The sequence below is a fragment of the Gordonia sputi NBRC 100414 genome (assembly GCF_000248055.1).
GTDB classification, from domain to species: domain Bacteria; phylum Actinomycetota; class Actinomycetes; order Mycobacteriales; family Mycobacteriaceae; genus Gordonia; species Gordonia sputi.
The window spans coordinates 102,191-125,353 of record NZ_BAFC01000022.1; the positions used below are offsets into that span (position 1 = coordinate 102,191).

General features: G+C 65.2%; 22 protein-coding genes. 11 read left to right on the forward strand and 11 right to left on the reverse strand.

Translation table 11 applies throughout. The features are described 5' to 3' along the window. Positions 1-22: 22 nt before the first annotated feature. The 8 genes from GOSPT_RS02880 (at position 23) to GOSPT_RS02920 (ending at position 7,060) form a co-directional block, all read left to right on the forward strand. Positions 23-796, forward strand: coding sequence for a helix-turn-helix transcriptional regulator (locus GOSPT_RS02880; protein ID WP_051993727.1), 774 nt, complete (start codon positions 23-25; stop codon positions 794-796). Then, a complete protein-coding gene (gene sufB / locus GOSPT_RS02885) occupies positions 793-2,226 on the forward strand; it encodes a Fe-S cluster assembly protein SufB (RefSeq protein ID WP_005202775.1) in 1,434 nt (477 codons plus the stop codon). The genes GOSPT_RS02880 and sufB overlap by 4 nt, the downstream gene beginning before the upstream one ends. Next, positions 2,226-3,413 carry a Fe-S cluster assembly protein SufD gene (sufD, locus tag GOSPT_RS02890; RefSeq protein WP_005202777.1) on the forward strand — a complete coding sequence of 396 codons (1,188 nt, stop codon included), beginning with the start codon at positions 2,226-2,228 and terminating at the stop codon, positions 3,411-3,413. The genes sufB and sufD overlap by 1 nt, the downstream gene beginning before the upstream one ends. A gap of 205 nt (positions 3,414-3,618) precedes the next feature. Then, positions 3,619-4,392 carry a Fe-S cluster assembly ATPase SufC gene (gene sufC / locus GOSPT_RS02900; RefSeq protein ID WP_005202779.1) on the forward strand — a complete coding sequence of 258 codons (774 nt, stop codon included), beginning with the start codon at positions 3,619-3,621 and terminating at the stop codon, positions 4,390-4,392. Between the two features lie 3 nt (positions 4,393-4,395). Continuing rightward, positions 4,396-5,679, forward strand: coding sequence for a cysteine desulfurase (locus tag GOSPT_RS02905; RefSeq protein ID WP_005202783.1), 1,284 nt, complete (start codon positions 4,396-4,398; stop codon positions 5,677-5,679). A 1-nt stretch (position 5,680) separates the two neighbouring features. Then, a complete protein-coding gene (gene sufU, locus GOSPT_RS02910) occupies positions 5,681-6,151 on the forward strand; it encodes a Fe-S cluster assembly sulfur transfer protein SufU (RefSeq protein ID WP_005202785.1) in 471 nt (156 codons plus the stop codon). Then, a complete protein-coding gene (locus GOSPT_RS02915; RefSeq protein ID WP_005202786.1) occupies positions 6,148-6,573 on the forward strand; it encodes a metal-sulfur cluster assembly factor in 426 nt (141 codons plus the stop codon). The genes sufU and GOSPT_RS02915 overlap by 4 nt, the downstream gene beginning before the upstream one ends. A 118-nt stretch (positions 6,574-6,691) precedes the next feature. Next, a complete protein-coding gene (locus tag GOSPT_RS02920) occupies positions 6,692-7,060 on the forward strand; it encodes a DnaJ family domain-containing protein (RefSeq protein WP_005202788.1) in 369 nt (122 codons plus the stop codon). On the opposite strand, the gene GOSPT_RS02925 is transcribed toward GOSPT_RS02920, so the two are convergent. Beyond that, positions 7,041-7,517, reverse strand: coding sequence for a VOC family protein (locus GOSPT_RS02925; protein WP_039854566.1), 477 nt, complete (start codon positions 7,515-7,517; stop codon positions 7,041-7,043). The two genes, GOSPT_RS02920 and GOSPT_RS02925, sit on opposite strands and share 20 nt — an antisense overlap. Before the next feature lie 2 nt (positions 7,518-7,519). Continuing rightward, positions 7,520-8,671, reverse strand: coding sequence for an FAD-dependent monooxygenase (locus GOSPT_RS02930; RefSeq protein ID WP_005202792.1), 1,152 nt, complete (start codon positions 8,669-8,671; stop codon positions 7,520-7,522). A gap of 93 nt (positions 8,672-8,764) precedes the next feature. On the opposite strand from GOSPT_RS02930, the gene GOSPT_RS02935 reads away from it, so the two are divergent. Beyond that, on the forward strand, positions 8,765-9,367 hold the full coding sequence (locus GOSPT_RS02935) for a TetR/AcrR family transcriptional regulator (RefSeq protein ID WP_005202793.1): 603 nt from the start codon (positions 8,765-8,767) through the stop codon (positions 9,365-9,367). A 4-nt stretch (positions 9,368-9,371) separates the two neighbouring features. Here GOSPT_RS02935 and GOSPT_RS02940 read toward each other — a convergent pair whose 3' ends face one another. Together GOSPT_RS02940 and GOSPT_RS02945 are read right to left on the reverse strand one after the other, a co-directional pair. Continuing rightward, a complete protein-coding gene (locus tag GOSPT_RS02940) occupies positions 9,372-10,508 on the reverse strand; it encodes a lycopene cyclase family protein (protein ID WP_141630785.1) in 1,137 nt (378 codons plus the stop codon). Then, entirely contained in the window at positions 10,505-11,281 is a 777-nt protein-coding gene (locus GOSPT_RS02945; protein ID WP_039854571.1) for an SDR family oxidoreductase, read from the reverse strand. The genes GOSPT_RS02940 and GOSPT_RS02945 overlap by 4 nt, the downstream gene beginning before the upstream one ends. Positions 11,282-11,397: 116 nt before the next feature. On the opposite strand from GOSPT_RS02945, the gene GOSPT_RS02950 reads away from it, so the two are divergent. Both GOSPT_RS02950 and GOSPT_RS02955 read left to right on the forward strand, forming a co-directional pair. Continuing rightward, positions 11,398-13,026, forward strand: a complete 1,629-nt coding sequence (locus GOSPT_RS02950) for an ABC-F family ATP-binding cassette domain-containing protein (RefSeq protein WP_005202799.1) — start codon at positions 11,398-11,400, stop codon at positions 13,024-13,026. Between the two features lie 239 nt (positions 13,027-13,265). Further along, positions 13,266-15,026 (forward strand): CocE/NonD family hydrolase, encoded by a 1,761-nt coding sequence (locus GOSPT_RS02955; RefSeq protein ID WP_005202806.1) that lies wholly within the window; start codon positions 13,266-13,268, stop codon positions 15,024-15,026. Positions 15,027-15,043: 17 nt separating this feature from the next. Here GOSPT_RS02955 and GOSPT_RS02960 read toward each other — a convergent pair whose 3' ends face one another. The 7 genes from GOSPT_RS02960 to GOSPT_RS03000 form a co-directional block, all read right to left on the reverse strand. Continuing rightward, complete coding sequence (locus GOSPT_RS02960) at positions 15,044-15,598, reverse strand: MSCRAMM family protein (RefSeq protein ID WP_245548680.1); 555 nt, start codon at positions 15,596-15,598, stop codon at positions 15,044-15,046. After that, positions 15,580-16,176: a class F sortase gene (locus tag GOSPT_RS02965; protein ID WP_005202809.1), complete on the reverse strand. Its 597-nt coding sequence runs from the start codon at positions 16,174-16,176 to the stop codon at positions 15,580-15,582. The genes GOSPT_RS02960 and GOSPT_RS02965 overlap by 19 nt, the downstream gene beginning before the upstream one ends. Then, on the reverse strand, positions 16,173-17,123 hold the full coding sequence (locus GOSPT_RS24215; RefSeq protein WP_245548681.1) for an MSCRAMM family protein: 951 nt from the start codon (positions 17,121-17,123) through the stop codon (positions 16,173-16,175). Before GOSPT_RS24215 ends, GOSPT_RS02965 begins: the two co-directional genes overlap by 4 nt. A gap of 132 nt (positions 17,124-17,255) precedes the next feature. Continuing rightward, the gene (locus tag GOSPT_RS02980; protein ID WP_039854492.1) at positions 17,256-17,591 is read right to left on the reverse strand and encodes a hypothetical protein; all 336 of its coding nucleotides are present in this window, start codon (positions 17,589-17,591) and stop codon (positions 17,256-17,258) included. 430 nt (positions 17,592-18,021) lie between these two features. Beyond that, the gene (locus tag GOSPT_RS02990) at positions 18,022-19,566 is read right to left on the reverse strand and encodes an acyl-CoA synthetase (RefSeq protein WP_005202818.1); all 1,545 of its coding nucleotides are present in this window, start codon (positions 19,564-19,566) and stop codon (positions 18,022-18,024) included. Between the two features lie 120 nt (positions 19,567-19,686). After that, a complete protein-coding gene (locus GOSPT_RS02995) occupies positions 19,687-20,265 on the reverse strand; it encodes a TetR/AcrR family transcriptional regulator (RefSeq protein WP_005202820.1) in 579 nt (192 codons plus the stop codon). Positions 20,266-20,278: 13 nt separating this feature from the next. Further along, positions 20,279-23,113: an aconitate hydratase gene (locus tag GOSPT_RS03000; protein WP_005202821.1), complete on the reverse strand. Its 2,835-nt coding sequence runs from the start codon at positions 23,111-23,113 to the stop codon at positions 20,279-20,281. Positions 23,114-23,163: the final 50 nt, after the last annotated feature.

Consider the following 23,163-nt stretch of genomic DNA (forward strand, 5'->3'; position numbering starts at 1 on the left):
TCACACTGGCGTTGTGAAAACCATGCGGAGTGATGCAGTGCTGTCTGCCGACAGCGCCCGTCCCGGTGTGGTCGCCGATCCAGGAGCCATGCACGCCGACGGGCAGACGCGTGCTGCCGTGGTGTCGCTGCTCGTCGAAGACGGGCCACTGACCGCGGGAGAGATCGCCGAGCGGTTGGGTATCAGTCCAGCAGGCGTGCGTCGTCATCTCGACGCGCTCGTCGATGCCGGTGATGCCGAACACGCCTCGCCCGGTTTCGGCCGGGGCGGTGAGCGCGGTCGGGGCAGGCCTGCGAAGTGGTTCCAATTGACGGCGACCGGTCGCGGAAAGCTTCAACACGCATACGACGACCTCGCCGGGGCAGCCATGCGCAAGCTCCGCGAGATCGCCGGTGAGGAAGCGATCGGCGAGTTCGCACGTGACCGGATCGAGGGCATCGTCGACGGGGTACGTCCCGTAGCGGAGTCCGGCTCGGTCGCCGACACCGTCGAAGAGATCGCCGACGCTCTCACCAGCGCCGGTTACGCCGCCAACACCAGATTGGTCGGCTCCGGCGTCCAGATTTGCCAACATCACTGCCCCGTGGCACATGTCGCGGCTGAGTTCCCCGAACTCTGTGAGGCAGAAACCGCGGCGTTCACCGAGCTTCTCGGTACGCACGTACAACGTCTCGCGACGATCGCCAACGGCGATTGCGCGTGTACAACGCATGTCCCCCTGATGATCGGCGACAACCAGCCCGGCAATGACGCCGTCGCCGACCCGAAGCAGACGAGTCGAAAGGCCCAGCGATGACAGTTACAGATGGACAGGCTCCATTGACCCAAGAGGAGACCATCGCCTCACTCGGCACGTACGGATACGGGTGGGCCGATTCCGACGTCGCAGGAGCGAGCGCGCAGCGTGGACTCTCAGACGCCGTGGTCGCCGACATCTCGTCGAAAAAGAGCGAACCGGACTGGATGCTCGAGAACCGCCTCAAGGCGCTGCGCATCTTCGACCGCAAGCCCATGCCGCACTGGGGTGCCGAGCTCGACGGCATCGACTTCGACAACATCAAGTACTTCGTGCGCTCGACCGAGAAGCAGGCCGCTTCCTGGGACGACCTGCCCGAAGACATCAAGAACACCTACGACAGGCTCGGCATCCCCGAAGCCGAGAAGCAGCGTCTCGTCGCAGGCGTCGCGGCGCAGTACGAGTCCGAGGTGGTCTATCACCAGATCCGTGAGGACCTCGAGCAGCAGGGCGTGATCTTCCTCGACACCGACACCGGTCTCAAGGAGCATCCCGAGCTCTTCCGCGAGTACTTCGGATCGGTCATCCCGGCGGGCGACAACAAGTTCTCCGCGCTGAACACCGCGGTCTGGTCGGGCGGTTCGTTCATCTACGTGCCCCCGGGCGTGCACGTCGACATCCCGCTGCAGGCCTACTTCCGGATCAACACCGAGAACATGGGCCAGTTCGAGCGCACGCTGATCATCGTCGACGAGGGTGCCTACGTGCACTACGTCGAGGGCTGCACCGCACCGATCTACAAGACCGACTCACTGCACTCCGCCGTCGTCGAGATCATCGTGAAGAAGGGTGGACGCTGCCGCTACACCACCATCCAGAACTGGTCGAACAACGTCTACAACCTGGTCACCAAGCGTGCCAAGGCCGAGGCGGGCGCCACGATGGAGTGGATCGACGGCAACATCGGCTCGAAGGTCACGATGAAGTACCCGGCAGTCTGGCTGACGGGCGAGTACGCCAAGGGCGAGGTGCTCTCCGTCGCATTCGCCGGTGAGGGTCAGCATCAGGACACCGGATCGAAGATGGTCCACCTCGCGCCGCACACCTCGAGCAACATCGTCTCCAAGTCGGTGGCACGCGGCGGCGGACGAGCGTCGTACCGCGGTCTGATCAAGGTCAACAACGGTGCGCACGGCAGCCGTTCGACGGTGAAGTGCGACGCACTGCTCGTCGACACCATCAGTCGTAGCGACACCTACCCGTACGTCGACATCCGCGAGGACGACGTCACGATGGGTCACGAGGCCACCGTCTCCAAGGTCAGCGACGATCAGCTCTTCTACCTGATGAGTCGCGGACTGACCGAGGACGAGGCGATGGCCATGGTCGTGCGCGGATTCGTCGAGCCCATCGCGAAGGAACTCCCGATGGAGTACGCGCTCGAACTCAACCGCCTCATCGAACTCCAGATGGAAGGAGCCGTCGGCTGATGGCTGATCCGACAATCCCGGTCTCGGTTCCGGGCAGCACAGTCGCGCCCGTCAACAAGGGTGAGTTGTTCACCTCATTCGACGTCGAGGCGTTCGAGGTTCCCAGCTCACGTGAAGAGGCGTGGCGATTCACCCCGTTCCGACGCTTGCGCGGTCTGCACGACGGCAGCGCGACGGCCGACGGACAGGCAACTGTCTCGGTCACCGGCGCAGGTGACGGCGTCACCGTCGAGACCGTCGGACGCGACGACAAGCGACTCGGTCAGGGTGGAGTGCCGTTCGATCGCATTGCGGCGCAGGCGTATTCGTCGTTCACCGAGGCTACGGTCATCACCGTCGCCCGCGAGGTCGAGGTCGGCGAGCCGATCGTGATCACACTCGAGGGCCCCGGCGTCGACAAGACGGCGTTCGGTCACGTGCAGATCCGCCTCGAGCCCTTCGCGCGTGCGGTCGTCGTCCTCGACCAGAAGGGCAGCGGAACCTACGCGGAGAACGTCGAATTCATCGTCGACGACCAGGCAGCGTTGACCGTCGTCAACGTCCACGACTGGGCCGACGACGCCGTGCATGTCGCAACGCACCACATCAAGGTGGGTCGCGATGCCGTGCTGCGTCACTTCGCGATCAGCCTCGGCGGCGACCTCGTCCGCCTCTCACCGCTGGTCCGCTACGCGGCGCCGGGCGGCGACGTCGAACTCTGGGGTCTGTACTTCGCCGATGCCGGACAGCATCTCGAACAGCGACTCCTCATCGACCACAACCAGCCGAACTGCCGCTCCAACGTGGTGTACAAGGGTGCGCTGCAAGGAGATCCGTCCGGCGACCGCAGTCGTGAGGCGCACACGGTCTGGATCGGCGACGTGCTGATCCGTCCGGAAGCCGAGGGCACCGACACGTTCGAGCTCAACCGCAACCTGCTGCTCACCGACAACGCGCGTGCCGACTCGGTGCCGAACCTCGAGATCGAGACCGGCGAGATCGTCGGCGCAGGCCACGCCAGCGCCACCGGCCGATTCGACGACGAGCAGCTGTTCTACCTGCAGGCCCGCGGCATCCCGGAAGACCAGGCCCGACGCCTCGTCATCCGTGGATTCTTCGGCGAGGTCATCGCCAAGATCACGGTGCCCGAACTGCGCGAACGTCTCTCCGCCGCCATCGAACACGAACTCGAGATCTCCGGCGCCTGATCGCGCGTGGACCGCTGATCGAGCTTCAACCCGCTGATCGAGACCGAACCCGCCGATCGAGACCGAACCCGCTGATCGAGACCGAACCCGCTGATCGAGACCGAACCCGCTGATCGAGCTTGTCGAGATCACCGAACCCGCCGATCGAGCCCCGAACCCGCTGATCGAGCTTGTCGAGATCACCCAGCCCCAGAAAGAAAGCCACATGAGCACACTCGAAATCCGTGACCTGCACGTCGACGTCGCGCAGTCCGACACCGACGCCGAGCCGATCCACATCCTCAAAGGCGTCGACCTGACGGTGAAGTCGGGGGAGACCCACGCACTGATGGGCCCCAACGGCTCCGGCAAGTCGACGCTCTCCTACGCGATCGCAGGCCACCCGAAGTACAAGGTCACCAGCGGCACCATCACCCTCGACGGCGAGGACGTGCTGGAGATGAGCGTCGACGAGCGCGCCCGCGCAGGTCTGTTCCTCGCGATGCAGTACCCCGTCGAGGTTCCCGGCGTCTCGATGTCGAACTTCCTGCGCACCGCGGCGACCGCCGTCCGTGGCGAGGCTCCCAAGCTGCGCCACTGGGTCAAGGAGACCAAGGAGGCGATGACCGCACTCGAGATCGATCCGTCGTTCGCCGAGCGCTCGGTCAACGAGGGCTTCTCCGGTGGCGAGAAGAAGCGTCACGAGATCCTGCAGCTAGACCTGCTCAAGCCGAAGTTCGCAATCCTCGACGAGACCGACTCCGGCCTCGACGTCGACGCTCTGCGCGTCGTCAGCGAGGGCGTGAACACGTACAAGGCCGAGGAAAACGGCGGCATCCTGCTGATCACGCACTACACGCGAATCCTGCGCTACATCAAGCCGGACTTCGTGCACGTGTTCGTCAACGGTCGGGTCGTCGAATCCGGTGGGCCCGAGCTGGCCGACGAGCTCGAAGAGAACGGTTACGTCCGCTTCACGACGGCTGCTGCGGCGGGCTGAGCCATGTCGACGGAGACCGTGGCCGACAAGGCTTCGACGCTCGACGTCGACGCCATCCGTGCCGATTTCCCGATTCTGTCCCGCACGGTGCGCGACGGAAAGCCGTTGGTCTACCTCGATTCCGGTGCGACCTCGCAGCGTCCGGTCCAGGTGCTCGATGCCGAGCGTGAGTTCCTGACGACCCACAACGCCGCGGTGCATCGTGGCGCGCATCAGCTCGCAGAGGAGGCCACCGACGACTACGAGGGCGCCCGCGAGAAGATCGCCGCCTTCGTGGGTGTCACCGCACCCGAGACGGTGTTCACCAAGAACGCGACCGAGTCGCTGAACCTGGTCACCTACACGCTCGGCGACGACCGCAGCGCACCGCTGTTCGGTGGTCGACAACTCGGCGAGGGCGACACAGTCGTCATCACCGAACTCGAGCATCACGCGAATCTCGTTCCGTGGCAGGAGCTATGCCGACGTACCGGCGCGACCCTGCGCTGGTACGGCGTGACCGACGACGGCCGCATCGACCTCGATTCACTCGAGCTCGACGACACCGTGAAGGTCGTCGCGTTCACGCACCAGTCCAACGTGACCGGTGCCGTGGCCGACGTCGACGAGTTGGTTCGCCGAGCTCGTGCTGTCGGTGCGCTCGTCGTGCTCGACGCCTGCCAGTCGGTTCCGCACATGCCAGTCGATTTCCGTGCGCTCGACGTCGATTTCGCGGCGTTCTCCGGGCACAAGATGCTCGGACCGTCGGGTGTCGGTGTGCTGTACGGCAAGGCAGAGCTTCTTGCTGCGCTGCCTCCGTTCATCACCGGCGGATCGATGATCGAGACCGTCACGATGGAGGCAACCACCTACGCCGATCCGCCTCAGCGGTTCGAAGCAGGCGTGCCGATGACCTCGCAGGTCGTCGGATTGGGTGCGGCCGTCGACTATCTGTCGGCAATCGGGATGGATGCTGTTGCCGCGCATGAGCATTCGCTCGTCGAGCACGCACTGCATTCGCTCGGAGAGATCGAGGGACTGCGCATCGTCGGACCCACGACGACCGAAAACCGCGGTGGTGCAGTCTCGTTCGTCGTCGACGGCATTCACGCACACGACCTCGGGCAGATCCTCGACGACGAGGGTGTCGCGATCCGCGTCGGACATCATTGCGCATGGCCGCTGCACCGACGTTTCGATGTTGCGGCGACGGCCCGTGCGTCGTTCGCGGTCTACAACACGCATGACGAGGTCGACGCTCTCGCCGCGGCAATCGTCAAGGCGCAGAAGTTCTTCGGAGTCGCCTGACATGCGTATGGAGCAGATGTATCAGGACGTGATCCTCGATCACTACAAGCACCCGCACGGGCGCGGGCTGCGCGAGCCGTTCGGCGCCGAGGTCCATCACGTCAACCCGACGTGTGGTGACGAGGTGACCCTGCGCGTCGCGCTCTCCGACGACGGCAATACCGTCACCGACATCTCCTACGACGGGCAGGGTTGCTCGATCTCGCAGGCGTCGACATCGGTGCTGTTCGACCAGCTCGAGGGCGCCAGCGTCGACGACGCCTTGGCGACGGTCGCATCGTTCAACGCGATGATGACCTCCCGCGGCTCCGACGAGGGCGACGAAGACGTCATCGGCGACGGCATCGCGTTTGCCGGAGTGAGCAAGTATCCGGCACGCGTCAAATGTGCACTGCTGGGCTGGATGGCGTTCAAGGACGCCCTGGCGCAGTCGGTGGAAGAACGTGAATCAGAACAGGTGGAAGCCCCATGACCGAACAGCCTTTGGCAGAGACTCCGGCAGTCGAGACGCCCCCGGTCGAGACCCCCGCAGCTCAGACACCCGTAGCTCAGTCACCCGTGAGTGCACCGAGCACCTCGCTGCCCCAACTCGAGGACGTCGAGGAGGCGATGCGCGACGTCGTCGACCCGGAGCTCGGTATCAACGTCGTCGATCTCGGACTCGTCTACGGCATCGAGATCACCGACGACGCCGTCGCCAAGATCGACATGACACTGACGTCGGCGGCGTGTCCGCTGACCGACGTCATCGAGGACCAGTCACGCGCAGCGCTCATCGGCAGCGGCTTGTGCACCGAGTTGGAGATCAACTGGGTGTGGCTGCCGCCGTGGGGCCCCGACAAGATCACCGACGACGGCCGCGAGCAGCTGCGCGCGTTGGGATTCACTGTCTGAGCCGTCGGAGACACGGAGACGCGGGGACACGGTGACTGGACATATGGACGAACCCGAAGGACGGTTTCGTCGTGTCCGCCGCTGGAAGCCGCCCACGTACGAAACGCGCGTGGAGAAGATGATCCGCGAGGCCACCGAGCGCGGCGAGTTCGACAACCTGCCGGGCATGGGCAAGCCGCTCGACCTCTCCGATACCGACGACCCCGACTGGTGGGTCAAGCGCAAGATCCGCGACGAAGGACTCGATTCGACGGCCCTGCTGCCCGCTTCGCTGCAACTCCGCAAGGAGGCGCAAGGCTTTCCCGATTCCCTGGCCGACATCGCCGACGAATCAGCAGTGCGCGAGATCCTGGCCGACTTCAATCGCCGTGTGCGCGAAGCACATCTGACCACGCGGGCGGGGCTGCCGTCGGTCGTCACTGCCCACGTCGTCGACGTTGACGAGATCGTCGAGCAGTGGCGGTCGCTCAGGCGGGGGAGTCGGTGATTCGGTGCCCGGCGACCGGCTGCACGATGATGGAGCGGTCGAACATGGCCGACTCGAATCCGTCTGCCGGATCCGTGTAGATCTGAATCGTCATGCCATCCGGTGTGGAGAGGCGAACGACCTGCCCGATGTAGCCGGTGATCGGTGGGCTGTGCGGCACTCCGAGTCGGTCGAGGTGTTCGATCCATTGCTGCAGCGCGGCATTGTCGACCACGCCGAAGGTGACCGGATCGAAGCCCGCGATTCCCTGCGCCGCAGCGGGATCAAGTCGCAGTTCGATTAGTTCCGCGATACCGGGAATCGAGATCACGACGGCGTAGCGATGACCGGTCCTATCGTAATGGTCGAATCTCGTGATGTGGGTGGCGTCGAAAACCCTTGTGTACCAGTCGATACTCAGCTCGAGGTTGGTGACCGGGAACTTGAGGTGGTGCAGTCCGGTGAGTGTCGTCGCCATGATCACGCCACGAGCTCTGCCATGTGCAACGCCATCTGCTTTCGGGCGGGTGGCAGATGCCCGATCGCATTCATGGCGAGGTCTCGGATCTTCATCGCCACCGGATTCTCGGCAACCGATGCGGTCGTCATCAGGTTGGTCAGCAGCACGGTCGACGCAGCGATCGGACGCCTCCGGTGTTCGTACGTGTCGAGATGCACTGTGGGAGTGGGCGAGAGCGCTGCCGCGAGCACCAGGCCGAGTTCGTAGGCATCCTGGATGCCGAGGTTCATGCCCTGTCCGCCGGCAGGGCTGTGCACATGTGCGGCGTCACCCGCGAGGAAGATGTGGCCCTTCCGGAAGTGCTCGGCGATGCGGTGATGAACGTGGAATTGGGATCCCCAAGCGATGCGCGAGACTCTCGCTCCCCGTGGACCGCGAGTGTCGAGCACGTTCTGCACGAGGGCAACGTCGACGTCGTCGACCTCCTCCGGCCACGTGAACAGCACCCTACGGCGGCCCTCGGGCAAAGGACCACTCACGACGATTCCGTTGGGGGAGAAGAAGTTCTGCACCTCGTCGAAGCGCAGCGGCCACTCGTCGAACTCGGCGTCGGCGAGTACGAAAGACTGTGGATAGTCGCCTCCGACGAACTCGATGCCAGCCGATTCGCGGACCACCGAATGCGTGCCGTCGGCTCCGACGACGAACCGGGCTCGTACGGTCTCGAGGCCGTCAGGTCCATCGACATGGACGTCGATGCCGGACGCTGTCTCGTCGAGTCCGGTGACCCTGTATCCGCGGGTGATGTGACCACCGAGTCGGTGCAGGTTCTCGGTGAGTACTTCTTCGGTCCGCCACTGCTGGATCGTGGTCACGTGCGGATACCGCGTGTCGAGATCGGCGAATCGCAGTCCGTTGAGCAGCTTCTCGCGGTTGCGGAACGTGAAGTAGGGGACCACGACGCCCTCGTCCACGAGAGTGTCGGCGACGCCGAGCTCCTGCAGGATCTCCATTGTCCGTGCCTGAATGGCCGCGGCCCGGGAGGCGTTGTGCCCTTCGGGTTGTTCGTCGAGGGTGAGTACGTCGCGTCCCGCGCGTGTCAGGACTGTCGAGGCGACAAGTCCGGTCGGGCCTCCGCCCACGATCAGCACGTCGATGTTCTCGGGCAACATGACCTTCTCCTTGATGGTGTGAGGATCTGTGCGAGAGCTGGTCAACACCTGTTGGCCAACACGTGTTGATCATAACTCGCTAGACTGGGGATCATGCAACCCCCGACGGCGACCAACAGGGAGCGGCCGACCAAGAAGGAGCGAGCGCAGCGCTCCCGTGCCGCGATTCTCGCCTCGGCACAAGAACACTTCGCGCGCAGCGGATTTGCCGGTGCCACCGTGCGGGCCATCGCGCAGGATGCAGACATAGACCCGTCCATGGTGATTCGTTATTTCGGCGACAAGCGGGGCCTGTTCACCGCCGCGACCACCGTCGACGTCGAGGTCCCGGACCTATCGGTGTTGCCCGAAGAGCAACGCGGTCGAGCAGTTGTCGAACACTTCCTGCGCATCTGGGACGACGGTGCTTCGAGCGATCTGCTCAGCGTGTTGCTCCGCAGTGCAATGACGGACCCGGTGGCGCGGGATCGGGTGGTGGAGATCGTCGAGGCGCATATGCTGCCCATGGTTACTGCCGTGGTTTCCGATGAGGACGAGGCGCCGACACGCACGGGTTTGATTGCCGGTCAGGTCCTCGGTTTGGCGTTGAGCCGCAAGGTTCTCGAGCTTCCACTGACCACAGACATTCCCGCGCAGGTCCTGGTGAACAGCGTCGGAGCGACGATTCAGCAGTACCTGACGGCACCGCTCGACTGACAGCTCAGACGTCGGACCAGCTGTGGCCGGTCGCCGCACCGCGCGCGATGGCCATCCCGGTTCGCATACCGACGCCCTTCACCACGCGGCCCATCGCCTCGAGTGTGCCCGGGAGGTTGTCACGCTCGCTGAGGTAACTGCGTTGGGCGTCGATCGGCATGGTGAAGAAGGCGTCGAAGAAGTCGAGGGTCTGCTCGGCCGAGAGATCCAGCAGCGCCGACAGACCGCGGATTCGGAGTTCGTGCACCGAACGTGCCGACGTCGGCCACAGGGCCGCTGCGGGGTCGGCGCCGTCCGCAATCGCGGTCGCGACGTCGTCGGCACAGGCCAGCGAGGTGGCGACGCTGTAGCCCGTCGTCGGATTCTTCATCCCGCCCGCCGCGCCGAACCGGAAAACCGAGTCTCTCCACGGCGTCGTCGACGCGCCGACGAGCGGGAAGTTCACCACCTCGGTGCGGAGCGCGGTCGGCTCATGGTCGCCCAACCGCACCCGGAGACGATGTTCGAGCTCTGGGATCGACAGCGCGGGATGCCCTGCGAGACAGGTCTCTTCGAGCAGCACAGTCCCATCAGCGAGCGGCACGGCGTAGAGAAACGACGGAAGTGGTGAGCCTGCGGCACCGAGTCGGCGGGGACTCGCCCACTCCATCAGTAGCGTGTCGGCGCCGTCGAGTACCGCCGCCGCGTCCTTCGCGTCGACGACGATTCCGAACGCGGTTTGGTACGGGGCGTCATGCGGCAGCGCACCGCGACAGTCGATGATCTGATCGGCCTGCACGACCGAGCCGTCAGCGCACACCACCCGATCAGCGGACACCGACGTCGCTGCCGATGTCACGAGAGATATCCCGCCGAGGTCCAATTCGGTTGCGAGAGCGACATTGTCGAGAACTGTGTATCCGCGCGCGATGTGGTGACGGGTCCGCGCAGACACCTGCACGGCGTCGGTCTGCGCTGCTATGGCGTTGTCGCTCAACCAGTTCGGCAGTTCGTCGGTCCATGCCGCATAGGTGGCGTGCCACGCCCTGTCCGGGTGGGGATCGACGAGAGTGGTATCCACCCCGTGGTGGCGCAGGCGATGGGCCAGGCCTCTGCCCGCCGGACCGCCACCCACGACCACCGCCGAACGGGACACGGTCACATCGATCCGGTGGCCAACAGTCCGCCGTCGACCTGCAAGGTCTGACCGGTGATCCACGACGCGTTGTCGCTGACGAGGAAGGCGGCAGCCTGCGCGATGTCTTCCGGGTTACCGAGTCGCCGCAGCGGATAGCCGGCAATCGCGCGCTCTTCGTTGTCGCCCGCGATGAGTGCGTCGGCGAACTTCGTCTTGACGATGGCAGGCGCGATCGCGTTGACGCGGATCTGCTTGGGTCCGAGTTCCCACGCGAGCTCCGCGGTCAGGCGGATCAACGCGGCTTTCGACGCGCCGTAGGCGGCGATGACCCCGGTGGAGCGGATTCCGGCGACCGAGGCGATGTTGAGCACAGCTCCTCCTGATTCGGCCATGCCCGCCCGATAGGCCTCCTGCACGAACCCGAGGGCGGCGACCACGTTCGTGTCGAAGATCTTGCGTACCGCGTCGAGATCGGCGTCGACGAGCGGCCCATACGTCGGGTTGATTCCCGTGTTGTTGACCAGTATGTCGATTCCGCCCCCGAGCCGCACCGCGGTCGCAACGGCGTCGGCCCGATGAGCGGCGTCGCCGGTGTTGCCGGGACAGATGTCGACCTTCGCCCCGTCAACCGCAGTCCGGATCGACTCGGCTGCCTGCTGCAGCGGTTCGGGTTTACGGCCGGTGATGACCACCGTGGCGCCTCGACGGGCGAGTTCGGTGGCGATGGCCAATCCAATGCCGCGGCTCGCGCCGGTGACGAGTGCGGATCGCCCGGTGAGATCGGGTGTCGGCAACATTCCGGTGGGTTCAGCTGTGCGTTCGGTCACCCTGCCACCGTATCGAGCGACGTGAGGAAGTCGCGGCCGCCCGGGGAGGAAAAACCACGGGCCGGCGCACAGTAGACTGGACCGTCGTGATCACCGCGACCGACCTGGAAGTTCGAGCGGGCGCTCGGACCCTGCTGTCGGCGCCCGGCTCAGCTCTGCGTATTCAACCCGGCGACCGGATCGGCCTCGTCGGCCGCAATGGTGCAGGTAAGACGACCTCGCTGCGCATTCTCGCGGGCGAGACCGAACCCTACGCCGGGACGGTGACCAGGACCGGCGATCTCGGCTATCTGCCGCAGGACCCCAAAGAAGGCGACCTCGACGTCGTCGCCCGCGATCGAGTGCTGTCGGCGCGTGGCCTCGACGACATCATGCATCAGATGGAGAAGCAGCAGGCGTTGATGGCCGAGGCCGCCGACGACAAGGTGCGCGACAAGGCTGTCGCACGCTACGGGCGTCTGGAAGAGCGCTTCTCCGACCTCGGCGGCTACGTCGCCGAGTCCGAGGCCGCGCGCATCTGTAACAGCCTCGGATTGCCCGATCGCGTACTCGGCCAGCCGCTGCGCACGCTCTCGGGCGGACAGCGCCGTCGCATCGAGCTCGCCCGCATCCTGTTCGCAGCCTCCGACGGTTCGGGCAAATCTGCGACGACGCTGCTCCTCGACGAGCCGACCAACCACCTCGACGCCGACTCGATCACCTGGCTGCGCAGCTTCCTGCAGAACCACGAGGGTGGACTCGTGGTGATCAGCCACGACGTCGACCTGCTGGCCGACGTGGTCAACAAGGTGTGGTTCCTCGACGCCGTCCGCGGCGAGGCCGACGTCTACAACATGGGCTGGAAGCGCTACCTCGACGCACGCGCAACCGACGAGCAGCGTCGTAAGCGTGAGCGCGCCAATGCGGAGAAGAAGGCGTCCGCGCTGCGCGCACAGGCTGCAAAGCTCGGCGCCAAGGCCACGAAAGCCACTGCGGCACAACAGATGCTCAAGCGTGCCGATCGGATGATCGATTCCCTCGACGAGGAGCAGGTGGCCGACCGCACCGCCCGGATTCGCTTCCCGGAGCCTGCGGCGTGTGGCAAGACTCCGCTGATGGCGTCGGGACTGAGCAAGTCCTACGGCTCGCTCGAGATCTTCACCGGCGTCGACCTCGCGATCGACAAGGGCAGTCGTGTGGTCGTGCTCGGACTCAACGGTGCGGGTAAGACCACCCTGCTCAAGGTGCTCGCCGGTGTCGAGGCGTCGGATACGGGTTCGCTGGAGCCCGGCTACGGACTCAAGATCGGCTACTTCGCGCAGGAGCACGACACCCTCGACGACATGGCGACGGTGTGGGAGAACATTCGGCACGCCGCGCCCGACGCAGGCGAACAGGATCTTCGTAGCCTGCTCGGTGCCTTCATGTTCACCGGACCTCAGCTCGACCAACCCGCAGGCACGCTGTCCGGTGGCGAGAAGACGCGACTGTCGCTGGCAGGACTCGTGTCGTCGGCGGCCAACGTGCTGCTGCTCGACGAGCCGACCAACAACCTCGACCCGATCTCGCGCGAGCAGGTGCTCGACGCCCTGCGCAGCTACACCGGCGCCGTGGTCCTCGTTACTCACGACCCCGGTGCCGCGGCGGCGCTCGATCCGCAACGCGTGATTCTGCTGCCCGACGGCACCGAAGACCACTGGAGCGACGAGTACCAGGAGCTCATCGAGCTCGCGTGACGCGCAGATCACTTCCTCTTGCTCGTCGTGATTGCGCTCCCATCTCTGCTGTGAGGTGAATCGCTGCCCAAGCGGCGTGGACGCACTGCCAATCTTCATTAGCCGTGCGAGGTTTGTCTGAGCGTCACGAATCATTCATGTGAGCGCCCGGCATCCACCTCACCTAGGAGTACTGCGTCCGTGCGGCAACCTTTGCGATCGCTCATCCTTTTCCTCGCTGCACGGTTCGGGGAGGTCCGGTGACGGCGGCGCATCGTCGCCGTTCGTGGCTCGTCGCGGCGATCGCCGCGCTGACTGTGTCCGCAGGGTTCGTGGTGCCGACCGGAGCCGCCCAGGCGGCCCCAATGCAGTCCGAGAATGTCGCCTGGGCGCCGGGGGCGCATTGGTCGCAGGCCTACATCCCCGAGAAGGACGGCACCGTCCTTCACGCCGACATCTTGCGGCCCGCGCACCTGTCCGCAAGCGCGAAGACGCCCGTAATCCTCAGTGTCAGTCCGTATTTCAATCATTCGGGCTCCGGTGGCGTCGCCGGTGCGCTTGACGGATTCACCTATAAGCCCCTTCCGCCCGCACAGCCGAACGACAGATTCTCCGATCTGGTCACCCAGGGTGACCTCATGCGCAAGGGGTATACCTACGTGATGGTCGACCTCCGAGGATTCGGAGGGAGTACGGGATGCCTGGATTATGACGGGCCGGGTGAGCAGGCCGACGTGCGCGCAGCGGTGGAGTGGGCAGCGAGTCAGCCGTGGTCGACCGGCGCTGTGGGCATGTACGGCAAGTCCTACGATGGCAACACCGGGATTATGGGAACGGCACTGGCCCCGAAGGGGCTGCGTGCGGTGGTCGCGCAAGAGCCGATGTACGACGGCTATCGCTACCTGTATCAAAACGGTGTGCGCTACCTGAACTCGCTCTACATGGGGATCTGGTACGACCAGATTGCCTCGGCGTCGGGGGTGCCGTTCGGCGACGACGCGCGCTACATGAAGTCCTCGCTGTATGAGCTCCAGCATCCGGAGTGCTTGTCGCGCAACGCATCAGCGCAGATGGCCGATTCGGATCACAACTCGTCGTACTGGCGGGAGCGGGGCTTCGCCGAGGCCGCCCACGACTCGCCGGTGCCGCTGTTTCTCACCCAGGGCCTGATCGAGAACAACACGTGGCCCGACGGGTTGTACGAGACGATCGCCGGGCGCAAGGCTCCGACGAGGGCGTGGCTGGGCATGTGGGACCACGTGCGCGGCAACGAGACCGCCGCCGACGGGCGACTGGCGATGGGGCGACCCGGATGGTTCGCCGAGGTGATGCGCTGGTACGACAGGTATCTCAAGGGCACTGACGTCGCAAGCGATCCGTCCATCGTCGTGGAGGACAACACCGGGTCGTGGCGTGCGCAGCCGTCGTGGCCGATGCAGACGTCCACGCAGACGGTCGCACTTCCGACCGGAAGCTATCGTGACGGCGTCACAGCAGTCGGCTCATACGGAACCCAGGCTTCAGCGATCTCGGCGCCGTCGGGACTCGATCGCAACCGGGGACTGTGGCGGGTCAGCGCGCCGGTCAGCAGGGCCGTCCGCATCTCGGGTGCGCCGCAGGTGTCGGTGCGCACAACGACTGCTCAGGCGGGCGCGCATCTGGTTGTCGACCTCTACGATCTCCCCCCATCCGGGCAGGCAACTCGGATCACCCGTGCCGCATCGGTTCTCGAACGCGGCGCCGCGACGACGACATTCCGGTTGCTCCCCAACGACTGGGTGTTGGCGCCCGGGCACCGACTCGGCATCCGCATCGTGAACACCAACTCCGAGCTCTATCTGCCGTCGGGCAGCAGTGCGACGGTCACGGTGACCGGTGGAACGTTGTCTCTGCCCATCGATGCCCACAGGTGGCCACCAACCGCGGGTGGCCGATCGGTGTTCCTCGACGACTACCTGGCCGGGGCGGGCCGCTACACGCTGCCCGCTGGCACACCGACGGATCAGTGGGTGATCAAGTAGGCGAGGCCTCGGCAGCATCAGGGCCGCTCCGTCGGTCCAGCCACGATGCCCGACAACTGCACGCGCTTGCCGACGTCCCGCGTGCTGACGTGACCGACGGGAGTGGCCAGGATCTCGTGGTGATCGGTGGCGTCGGACTCGACGTGAATCGTCCCCGCCGCTCCGTTCTCAACGTATCCGCTCGGGGCCGCCACCTCACGGGCGCGGTAGCAGCCTGTCGGGAGGGTACGAATCAGCAGGCCCCGTGCATCGGTCGCTCCCGACCCGCGTGGGTGCCCGGCACACGTCGTGATCGCGAATCGCGCGCCCGGCAGCGGGTGGCCGTCGATGCGGTCGCGAACAGCGATTCGCAGTTGGCCTGAGCCGTCGTCGAATCCGCCGTTGCGTTCGACCCCGGTTCCGATGGACCGACTCGGTTCCTGGTCTCGCGTCGTCACGGTGAACGTTCCCGAACCGGGTGCGGCCGAGGCGGCCGCCGACGCTCCGACGATTCCGGCGAGCGCCATTGCGCCGACAACCGTGAGAGTCGTTGTCACACGGACGAATCGGCCGTTCATGCTCGCGTCGCCCACGCGATGATGTTGTCGGCGTAACCGAGCGGGGGACCGACGAACGCCCCGCCACACGTGACGAGGGCGAGGGTTTCCGGACCGTCGAGGCGGTTGAGTTCCTCTGCGGGAAAGCCCTTCTCCTTATCGGCCTTCTGGACGTTACGCACCCGGTAGTGGACGGTCTCACCCTTCGCTGTGGTGACCGCGACATCGGTTCCCGGTGCGAGAGAACTGAACCGGGCGGCGAAGCCACGCCCCTGCGAGGCCTCGTCGACGTGCCCGGTCACGACGATTGTGCCCTTGCCCGATCCGGGTAACGCCGAATCGACCCACCAGCCGAGACGATGGACGTCCTGTGGCGGCAGGAGCGCACCGGTCGTATCCGTCGCAACCGCATCGGTGACAGCGGAATCACCGCCGACCTCAATACTTTTCGGTGCGGCCGGCTCGTCGGTGCGTGCGGCAACGGGTGCGGGTAGCTGGGTCTGCGCAGACGGTGTTGCCACGGACGATTCGCTCGTGCGTGTCGAGCAGCCGACGAGAAGCGTCAGACTCAGAGCCAGCAGGCAGAACAGTGTGCGTATCGGCGTGGTCTTCATGGTCGATCCACCGGTCCCGACGGAATCGACGACAGCGATGTCCTGCCCGACGGATTGCGGTCGGTCACGTGGTCGACGGGGGTGTTGTAGACCGTCACCGTCGACACCTTGTCGGTGGACACGTCGACGGTGTACGAGCGACCCTCGGGCACATAGCCTTTCGGTGCCGCCGTCTCCTTGACGCGGTAGCAGCCCGGTGCCACCTCACGGTTGACCACGCCGCCTTCGCCGGTGGTTTCCCACCCCAGCACGTCTCCGGAGCATGTGGACACGATGAAGCTCGCCCCCGGCAGCTTGGCGCCGGTGACTCTGTCGGCCTTGACCACCTGCAGGGTTCCGGTGCGATCTCCGCCGTCGTCGATGCGTGCGAAGGAAATCTGGATGTGGTTGCCGAGCAGTCCGAGTTCGACTGTGCCGCTTCCCGAAATCAGCCTCAACCCGTCGGGCCAGCTGATCGTCTCGTAGCTGTAGGTTCCCACGTTCAGGGTCAGATCGGCGGGGGCGGTCACCATCGTCACCGCGCCGGTTTCGTTGTTGGTGAGACGTACCCGAGCGCCCTGCACCGGCGTGATCCCGCCGGGATATGGGATGAACGATGTGACATAGAGATGTGCGGTCCCGGACTCCGGAGGAGTGGTCGGAGAACTCGGGGTTGTCGATGTCGGCGCTTCGACGGTCGTCGACGGCCCGGGCGCGGAGGTGCTCGGTGCCGACGAACTCGGGAGTGACGGATCGGTGGTGGCGGGTGTCGTGGTTGGGGGCGCCTGCGTCGTCGGCTGGTCAGCGGTCGTGGCGGGTGCCACGGTGGTCGACGACGTTGACGGGGTATCCGCCCAGCCGACCGCGGGAGCCATCGCAAGGCTGAGAAGCATCCCCGTTGCGAGGGCTGCGGTGCGTGTCCGCGGAGTGCGGAACCTGGTGTGGTGCTTGGGTGATCGATTCGACATGGGAGTGAGCCTTTCGGTGGGGTGGACGGCCCCGACACCCGTGAAGTCGGGTAGGCCAATCGATTCGTTATCGCGAGGGGCCCGCGGAGGGCGGAAATCATTCATGTGTCGTACGGCCTGAGAACGTGTGGCTCAGGGCCGGTCGACTGGCCCTGAGGGAATCGAGCTCAGCGGAGTGCGTGCGCCCGGATCACGGCCGGGAGCCACGGTTCCCGGACCCGACGTTCCCGTTGCGGTGAGGTGAATCGTGTAGATCGTGTCCCGACCGCGCTCGAGCGCGATATCGAACGACGACGGCCCGACGAGCGTCAGTCCCGCAGGCACCTGCAGCACAAGAACACTCACCGTCCCGGTCGGGGACTGCACGGTCGCGGGCAGGGTCGTGACGTACGGATTGACCGCGACCAGACGCACCGACACACCGTTGACCCCGTCGTGGGCGCCGTCGAGCACAGCGTTGATCGTCACGGACCCGTAAGCGACAGGGCTTGTGGGCGCGGAGGTTTCGGTGCTCGCGGGTGTACTCGGGGGTGTTGAGGACGAAGGTGGGGTGGTCGTCGGCGGTGTTGTTGTTGGCGGTGTCGTCGGCGGCGTTGTTGTCGTCGGTGCTGTGGTGGATGGGGTGGTTACCGACGGCGCGGACGTGCCGACGTCGGCGTGGGCACCACCCACCCCGAGAGACAGGCACGCCGCGACGACGGCGACCGTACTCGAGAATGAACGGAAATACGTGACGGTACGCATGAGCGGACTCGTGTTCTCCCCGACCCGGTTCGGATCACTGTGTGACCCCCGATGTCTGATGAGTCCGAATCGGGAGGGGGATTGTTAGCACACGTGAAGAACCGTTATCGACGCGTTACCCGGTGTCATTCACGTATTCGACGGTGAGCACTGCTCACCTCGACGCCGCATACCGCTTGGTGAGTTCACCCTTCACCAGCTTGCCCGTGGGTGTGCGAGGTAGATCTGCAACGAAATCGACCGAGCGTGGAACCTTGTACCGTGCAAGCGATTCGCCCGCGAAGTCGAGCAGGTCGTCGGCAAGCGCCTGTGAGGCCTCGTAGGCCGGATCGAGTTGCACGAGCGCCTTGGCGACCTCGCCGAGATCCTCGTCGGGTACACCGATCACTGCGACGTCGTAGACGGCCGGGTGGTTGATGAGAACGTTCTCCGCCTCTTGCGGATAGATGTTGACGCCACCGGAGATGATCATGAACGCCTTGCGGTCGGTGAGATACAGAAATCCCTCGTCGTCGACGTAGCCCATGTCGCCTGTCGTGGCCCAGGTCGGGTGCTGTGGGTGATAAGCCGACGCTGTCTTTCCCGGGTCGTTGTGATACTCGAACGCAGGCGTCTCGCGCTCGAAGTACACGAGGCCGACATCGCCGACGGGCACCTCGTCGCCGGCGTCGTCGCAGATTCTGATCACGCCCATACCTGCTCGCCCGACGGAACCGGGATGTGTCAACGCGTCCTCGGGGCCGATGAACGTCGCGCCCGCGGCTTCGGTCGATGCGTAGTATTCGTGGATCACCGGACCCCACCATTCGATCATTGCGCGCTTGACCTCGGCGGGGCACGGAGCTGCGGCGTGGATCGCCACCTTCAGGCTCGACACGTCGTACTTGTCGCGAATATCCGTGGGCAGCTTGAGCATCCGGATGAACATCGTCGGCACCCATTGGCTGTGCGTCGCGCGATACTCCTCGACGAGTCTCAGCGCTTCCTCCGGCTCGGAGTGGTCCATGAACACCACCGTGCCCCCGACAGAATTGGTGACGCCGCAAAAGCGCAGTGGCGCAGCGTGATACAGCGGCGCAGGGGATAGGTAGACGCTCTCGGCGTCGAATCCGTACAGCGGGCCGAAGACTGCGGTGTACGCATCGGGGATCTCCGCGACCAACCCGTCCGGTAGTGGTGTGCGAATCCCCCTGGGGCGTCCCGTGGTTCCCGACGAATAGAGCATGTCGGTCCCTCGGGGTTCGTCGGTGCGCGGTGTGTCCGGTGCTGCTGCAAGCACGTCGTCGTAGTCATCGAAGCCGTTGATAACCCCACCCCAGGCGATGCGATGACCTGGCTCGGCAAGTGCTTCGATGGTGCCGCTCGTCGAGACCGCTTCTGCCACAGCGGCATCGGCGAACAGTACCTTCGCCGCGCTATCGGTGAGGATGTAGCTGGTTTCGTCAGCGGTCAGGTGGTGATTGATCGCGGTGACGTAGAGCCCACTGCGCAGCGCTGCCCAATACACCTCGAACATGTGAAGGTTGTTGCGCGACACCATCGCGATGGTGTCGCCCGGGCGTAGGCCGAGTTCGTCGAGATGGTTCGCCAACCGCGCGGAGTTGTCATCGAGTTCGCGGTACGTCAGGGTGGTTCCGGTCGCGGCGTCGACGACGGCGGCTTTGTCAGGGGTGCTTGCGGCGATGGTTCCTGGGAACACGACGATCTCCTCGATGACGCGGGGTGCGAACGATGCCGAGTGTGATCGGCATCTCATGCGAGATCGTAGACCGAGCGATAGTTCGGTGGGCCGAGATTGCCACAATGGCAGATGCCTACCTCATGACTCCGCCGTGGCGCGCGAGCGCACCGACGCCTCCACGAGGTCGAGGACGGCCGACAGGTCGTCGGTAGGTCGTCCCGATGCCAATCGCGTGATCAGCCCGTCGAGGACGAGGTCGAGGTAGTCGAGCAGAACGTCGGTGGGGACGTCGTCTCGCAGTCGGCCGGTCTCACGGCCGCGTTCGAGTCGATCGAGAGTGGCCTTCTCGAGCTCAGCCGAGCGTTCCAGCCAGGCCGACCGGAACGTCGGATCGGTGCGGAGCTTCCGCGCGATTTCCAGCCGCGTGCCCAACCAATCGAAATCCTGTGGGCGCGCGAGCATGTCGCGCATGACCTGAACGAGACCCTGCTCTGCCGCGACGTCGGCCATACGCTCGGCGTCTTCTCGCGCGAGGGCGAGGAAGAGCGCCTCCTTGTCGCGGAAATGATGAAAGATCGCACCGCGAGAGAGTCCTGTCGACTCCTCGATGCGTTTGACCGTTGCTCCGTCGTAGCCGTACTCGGCGAAGCAATGCCGCGCGCCGTCGAGAATTTCCCGACGACGCGCGGCAAGGCGGTCATCACTGACCTTGGGCACTGCTATCGCCCTGTCAGCTCTTGATCATGTTGCGGAGCACGTACTGCAGGATGCCGCCGTTGCGGTAGTAGTCGGCTTCACCGGGTGTGTCGATGCGCACCTTGGCGTCGAACTCGACCTTCGAGCCGTCTTCCTTGGTGGCGGTGACGTGCACCGTCTTCGGCGTGGTGCCGTTGTTCAGCTCCTCGATGCCGGTGATGTCGAAGGTCTCCGTGCCGTCGAGGCCCAGCGACTTGTGCGACTCGCCCTCGGGGAACTGCAGCGGGATGACGCCCATGCCGATGAGGTTCGAGCGGTGGATGCGCTCGAAGCTCTCGGTGATGACGGCCTTGACGCCCAGCAGGCTGGTGCCCTTGGCGGCCCAGTCACGCGAGCTACCGGTGCCGTACTCCTTGCCGCCGAGCACGACCAGCGGGGTGCCCTCCTTCGCGTAGTTCTGCGCGGCGTCGTAGATGAACGACTGCGGAGCACCCTCCTGTGTGAAGTCGCGGGTGTAGCCACCGGTGACGTCGACGAGCTGGTTGGCCAGACGGATGTTGCCGAAGGTCGACCGGATCATCACCTCGTGGTTGCCGCGACGGGCGCCCAGCGAGTTGTAGTCCTTGCGGGCCACACCGTGTGCGTCGAGGTACTGCGCGGCAGGGGTGCCGGGCTTGATCGTCGACGCGGGGGAGATGTGGTCGGTCGTGACCGAGTCGCCGAGCTTCGCGAGTACACGGGCACCCTTGATGTCGGAGACCGGGTCCGCCTCGAGCTTCATGCCCTCGAAGTACGGAGGCTTGCGCACGTAGGTCGATTCGTCGTCCCAGTCGAAGGTCTTGCCCTCGGGGGTGGGCAGGCTCCGCCACCGCTCGTCACCCTTGAACACGTCGGCGTAGTCCGCCGCGTACTGCTCGGGGCTGATCGAGCTGGCGATGGTCTGCGCGATCTCCTCGTTCGACGGCCAGATGTCCTTCAGGAAGACGTCGTTGCCGTCCTGGTCCTGGCCGAGCGGGTCGTTCTCGAAGTCGAAGTCCATCGTGCCCGCGAGTGCGTAGGCGATGACCAGCGGCGGCGACGCGAGGTAGTTCATCTTCACGTCGGGGTTGATACGACCCTCGAAGTTGCGGTTACCCGAGAGCACCGCGGTGGCGGTCAGATCGTTGTCGTTGATCGCCTTCGAGATCTCCTCGGGCAGCGGTCCCGAGTTGCCGATGCAGGTGGTGCAGCCGTAACCGACCAGGTAGAAGCCCAGCTTCTCGAGGTACGGCCACAGACCGGCCTTCTCGTAGTAGCCGGTGACAACCTGTGACCCGGGGGCCATCGAGGTCTTCACCCACGGCTTCTGCGTGAGGCCCTTCTCGACAGCCTTCTTCGCGAGCAGACCCGCGCCGAGCATGACCGACGGGTTCGAGGTGTTGGTGCAACTCGTGATCGACGCGATGGTGACGATGCCGTGGTCGAGAATCATGTCACCGCGTTCGGGCGAGGAGATCTTGACCGGCTTCGACGGCCGTCCCTCTGCGCCCTTGCTCGCGTTGTGGGCGGGCTCGTAGTCGTCGTCGGCGAACGACAGCTTCGCGCCGTTCGGGTCGAGTGCGGGCGCATCCGACGCCGGGAAGCTCTCGGCGATCGACTCGTCGACGCCGTTGTAGGCGGGGGTGTTGCCCTCTTCGACGTAGTTGTGGATGTCCTTGCGGAACGCGTTCTTGGCGTCCCAGAGCTCGATGCGGTCCTGCGGACGCTTCGGGCCGGCGATCGACGGGACGACCGTCGAGAGATCGAGCTCCATGTACTCGGAGTACTGCGGCTCGGTGGCGTCCTTCTCCAGCCACATGCCCTGTTCCTTGGCGTATGCCTCGACGAGGGCCAGCGTCTCCGCGCTGCGGCCGGTGAGCTTCAGGTAGTTGATGGTCTCGCTGTCGATCGGGAAGATCGCACAGGTCGAGCCGAACTCGGGGCTCATGTTGCCGATGGTGGCGCGGTTGGCCAGCGGGACCTCGGCGACACCGTTGCCGTAGAACTCGACGAACTTGCCGACGACGCCGTGCTTGCGCAGCATGTCGGTGATGGTCAGCACGACGTCGGTCGCGGTGACGCCGGGCTTGGTCGCACCCGTCAGCTTGAAGCCGACGACGCGCGGGATCAACATCGAGACGGGCTGTCCGAGCATTGCCGCCTCGGCCTCGATACCGCCGACGCCCCAGCCGAGCACGCCGAGACCGTTCTGCATAGTGGTGTGCGAGTCGGTGCCGATGCAGGTGTCGGGGTAGGCGACGTCGGTGCCCTCGGCGTTCGGGCGGACCATGACCGAGCGTGCGAGGTGCTCGATGTTGACCTGGTGGACGATTCCGGTGCCCGGTGGCACGACGCGGAAGTCGTCGAATGCGCCCTGGCCCCAGCGAAGGAACTTGTAGCGCTCCTCGTTGCGCTGGTACTCGATCTCGACGTTGCGCTCGAAGGCCTGTGCGTTGCCGAACGCCTCGATGATGACGGAGTGGTCGATGACCATCTCGGCGGGAGCGAGCGGATTGACCTTGTCGGGGTCGCCGCCGAGTTCCTTGACCGCGTCGCGCATGGTGGTCAGGTCGACCACACACGGGACGCCGGTGAAGTCCTGCATGATGACGCGTGCGGGCGTGAACTGGATCTCGATGCTCGGCTCGGCCGACGGATCCCAGTTGGCGATGGCGTTGATGTGGTCCTTGGTGACGTTCGCGCCGTCCTCGGTGCGAAGCAGGTTCTCGGCGAGGACCTTGAGTGCGTAGGGAAGCTTCTGGGTTCCCTCAACAGCGCTCAGCCGGTAGATCTCATACGACTTGTCGCCCACCTCGAGGGTGCCTTGGGCGCCAAAGGAATTGATACTCACGACTTAATCCACTCTCCTCGTGCCGACGGGCTGCGTCGGCGTCGTTCGAC

Bases quoted from the DNA above. Each gene is read 5' to 3' on its own strand.
- GOSPT_RS02880 (WP_051993727.1), top strand. From the start codon at position 23: ATGCGGAGTGATGCAGTGCTGTCTGCCGACAGCGCCCGTCCCGGTGTG.
- sufB (WP_005202775.1), top strand. From the start codon at position 793: ATGACAGTTACAGATGGACAGGCTCCATTGACCCAAGAGGAGACCATC.
- sufD (WP_005202777.1), top strand. From the start codon at position 2,226: ATGGCTGATCCGACAATCCCGGTCTCGGTTCCGGGCAGCACAGTCGCG.
- sufC (WP_005202779.1), top strand. From the start codon at position 3,619: ATGAGCACACTCGAAATCCGTGACCTGCACGTCGACGTCGCGCAGTCC.
- GOSPT_RS02905 (WP_005202783.1), top strand. From the start codon at position 4,396: ATGTCGACGGAGACCGTGGCCGACAAGGCTTCGACGCTCGACGTCGAC.
- sufU (WP_005202785.1), top strand. From the start codon at position 5,681: ATGCGTATGGAGCAGATGTATCAGGACGTGATCCTCGATCACTACAAG.
- GOSPT_RS02915 (WP_005202786.1), top strand. From the start codon at position 6,148: ATGACCGAACAGCCTTTGGCAGAGACTCCGGCAGTCGAGACGCCCCCG.
- GOSPT_RS02920 (WP_005202788.1), top strand. From the start codon at position 6,692: ATGATCCGCGAGGCCACCGAGCGCGGCGAGTTCGACAACCTGCCGGGC.
- GOSPT_RS02925 (WP_039854566.1), bottom strand. From the start codon at position 7,517: ATGGCGACGACACTCACCGGACTGCACCACCTCAAGTTCCCGGTCACC.
- GOSPT_RS02930 (WP_005202792.1), bottom strand. From the start codon at position 8,671: ATGTTGCCCGAGAACATCGACGTGCTGATCGTGGGCGGAGGCCCGACC.
- GOSPT_RS02935 (WP_005202793.1), top strand. From the start codon at position 8,765: ATGCAACCCCCGACGGCGACCAACAGGGAGCGGCCGACCAAGAAGGAG.
- GOSPT_RS02945 (WP_039854571.1), bottom strand. From the start codon at position 11,281: ATGTTGCCGACACCCGATCTCACCGGGCGATCCGCACTCGTCACCGGC.
- GOSPT_RS02965 (WP_005202809.1), bottom strand. From the start codon at position 16,176: ATGAAGACCACGCCGATACGCACACTGTTCTGCCTGCTGGCTCTGAGT.
- GOSPT_RS24215 (WP_245548681.1), bottom strand. From the start codon at position 17,123: ATGTCGAATCGATCACCCAAGCACCACACCAGGTTCCGCACTCCGCGG.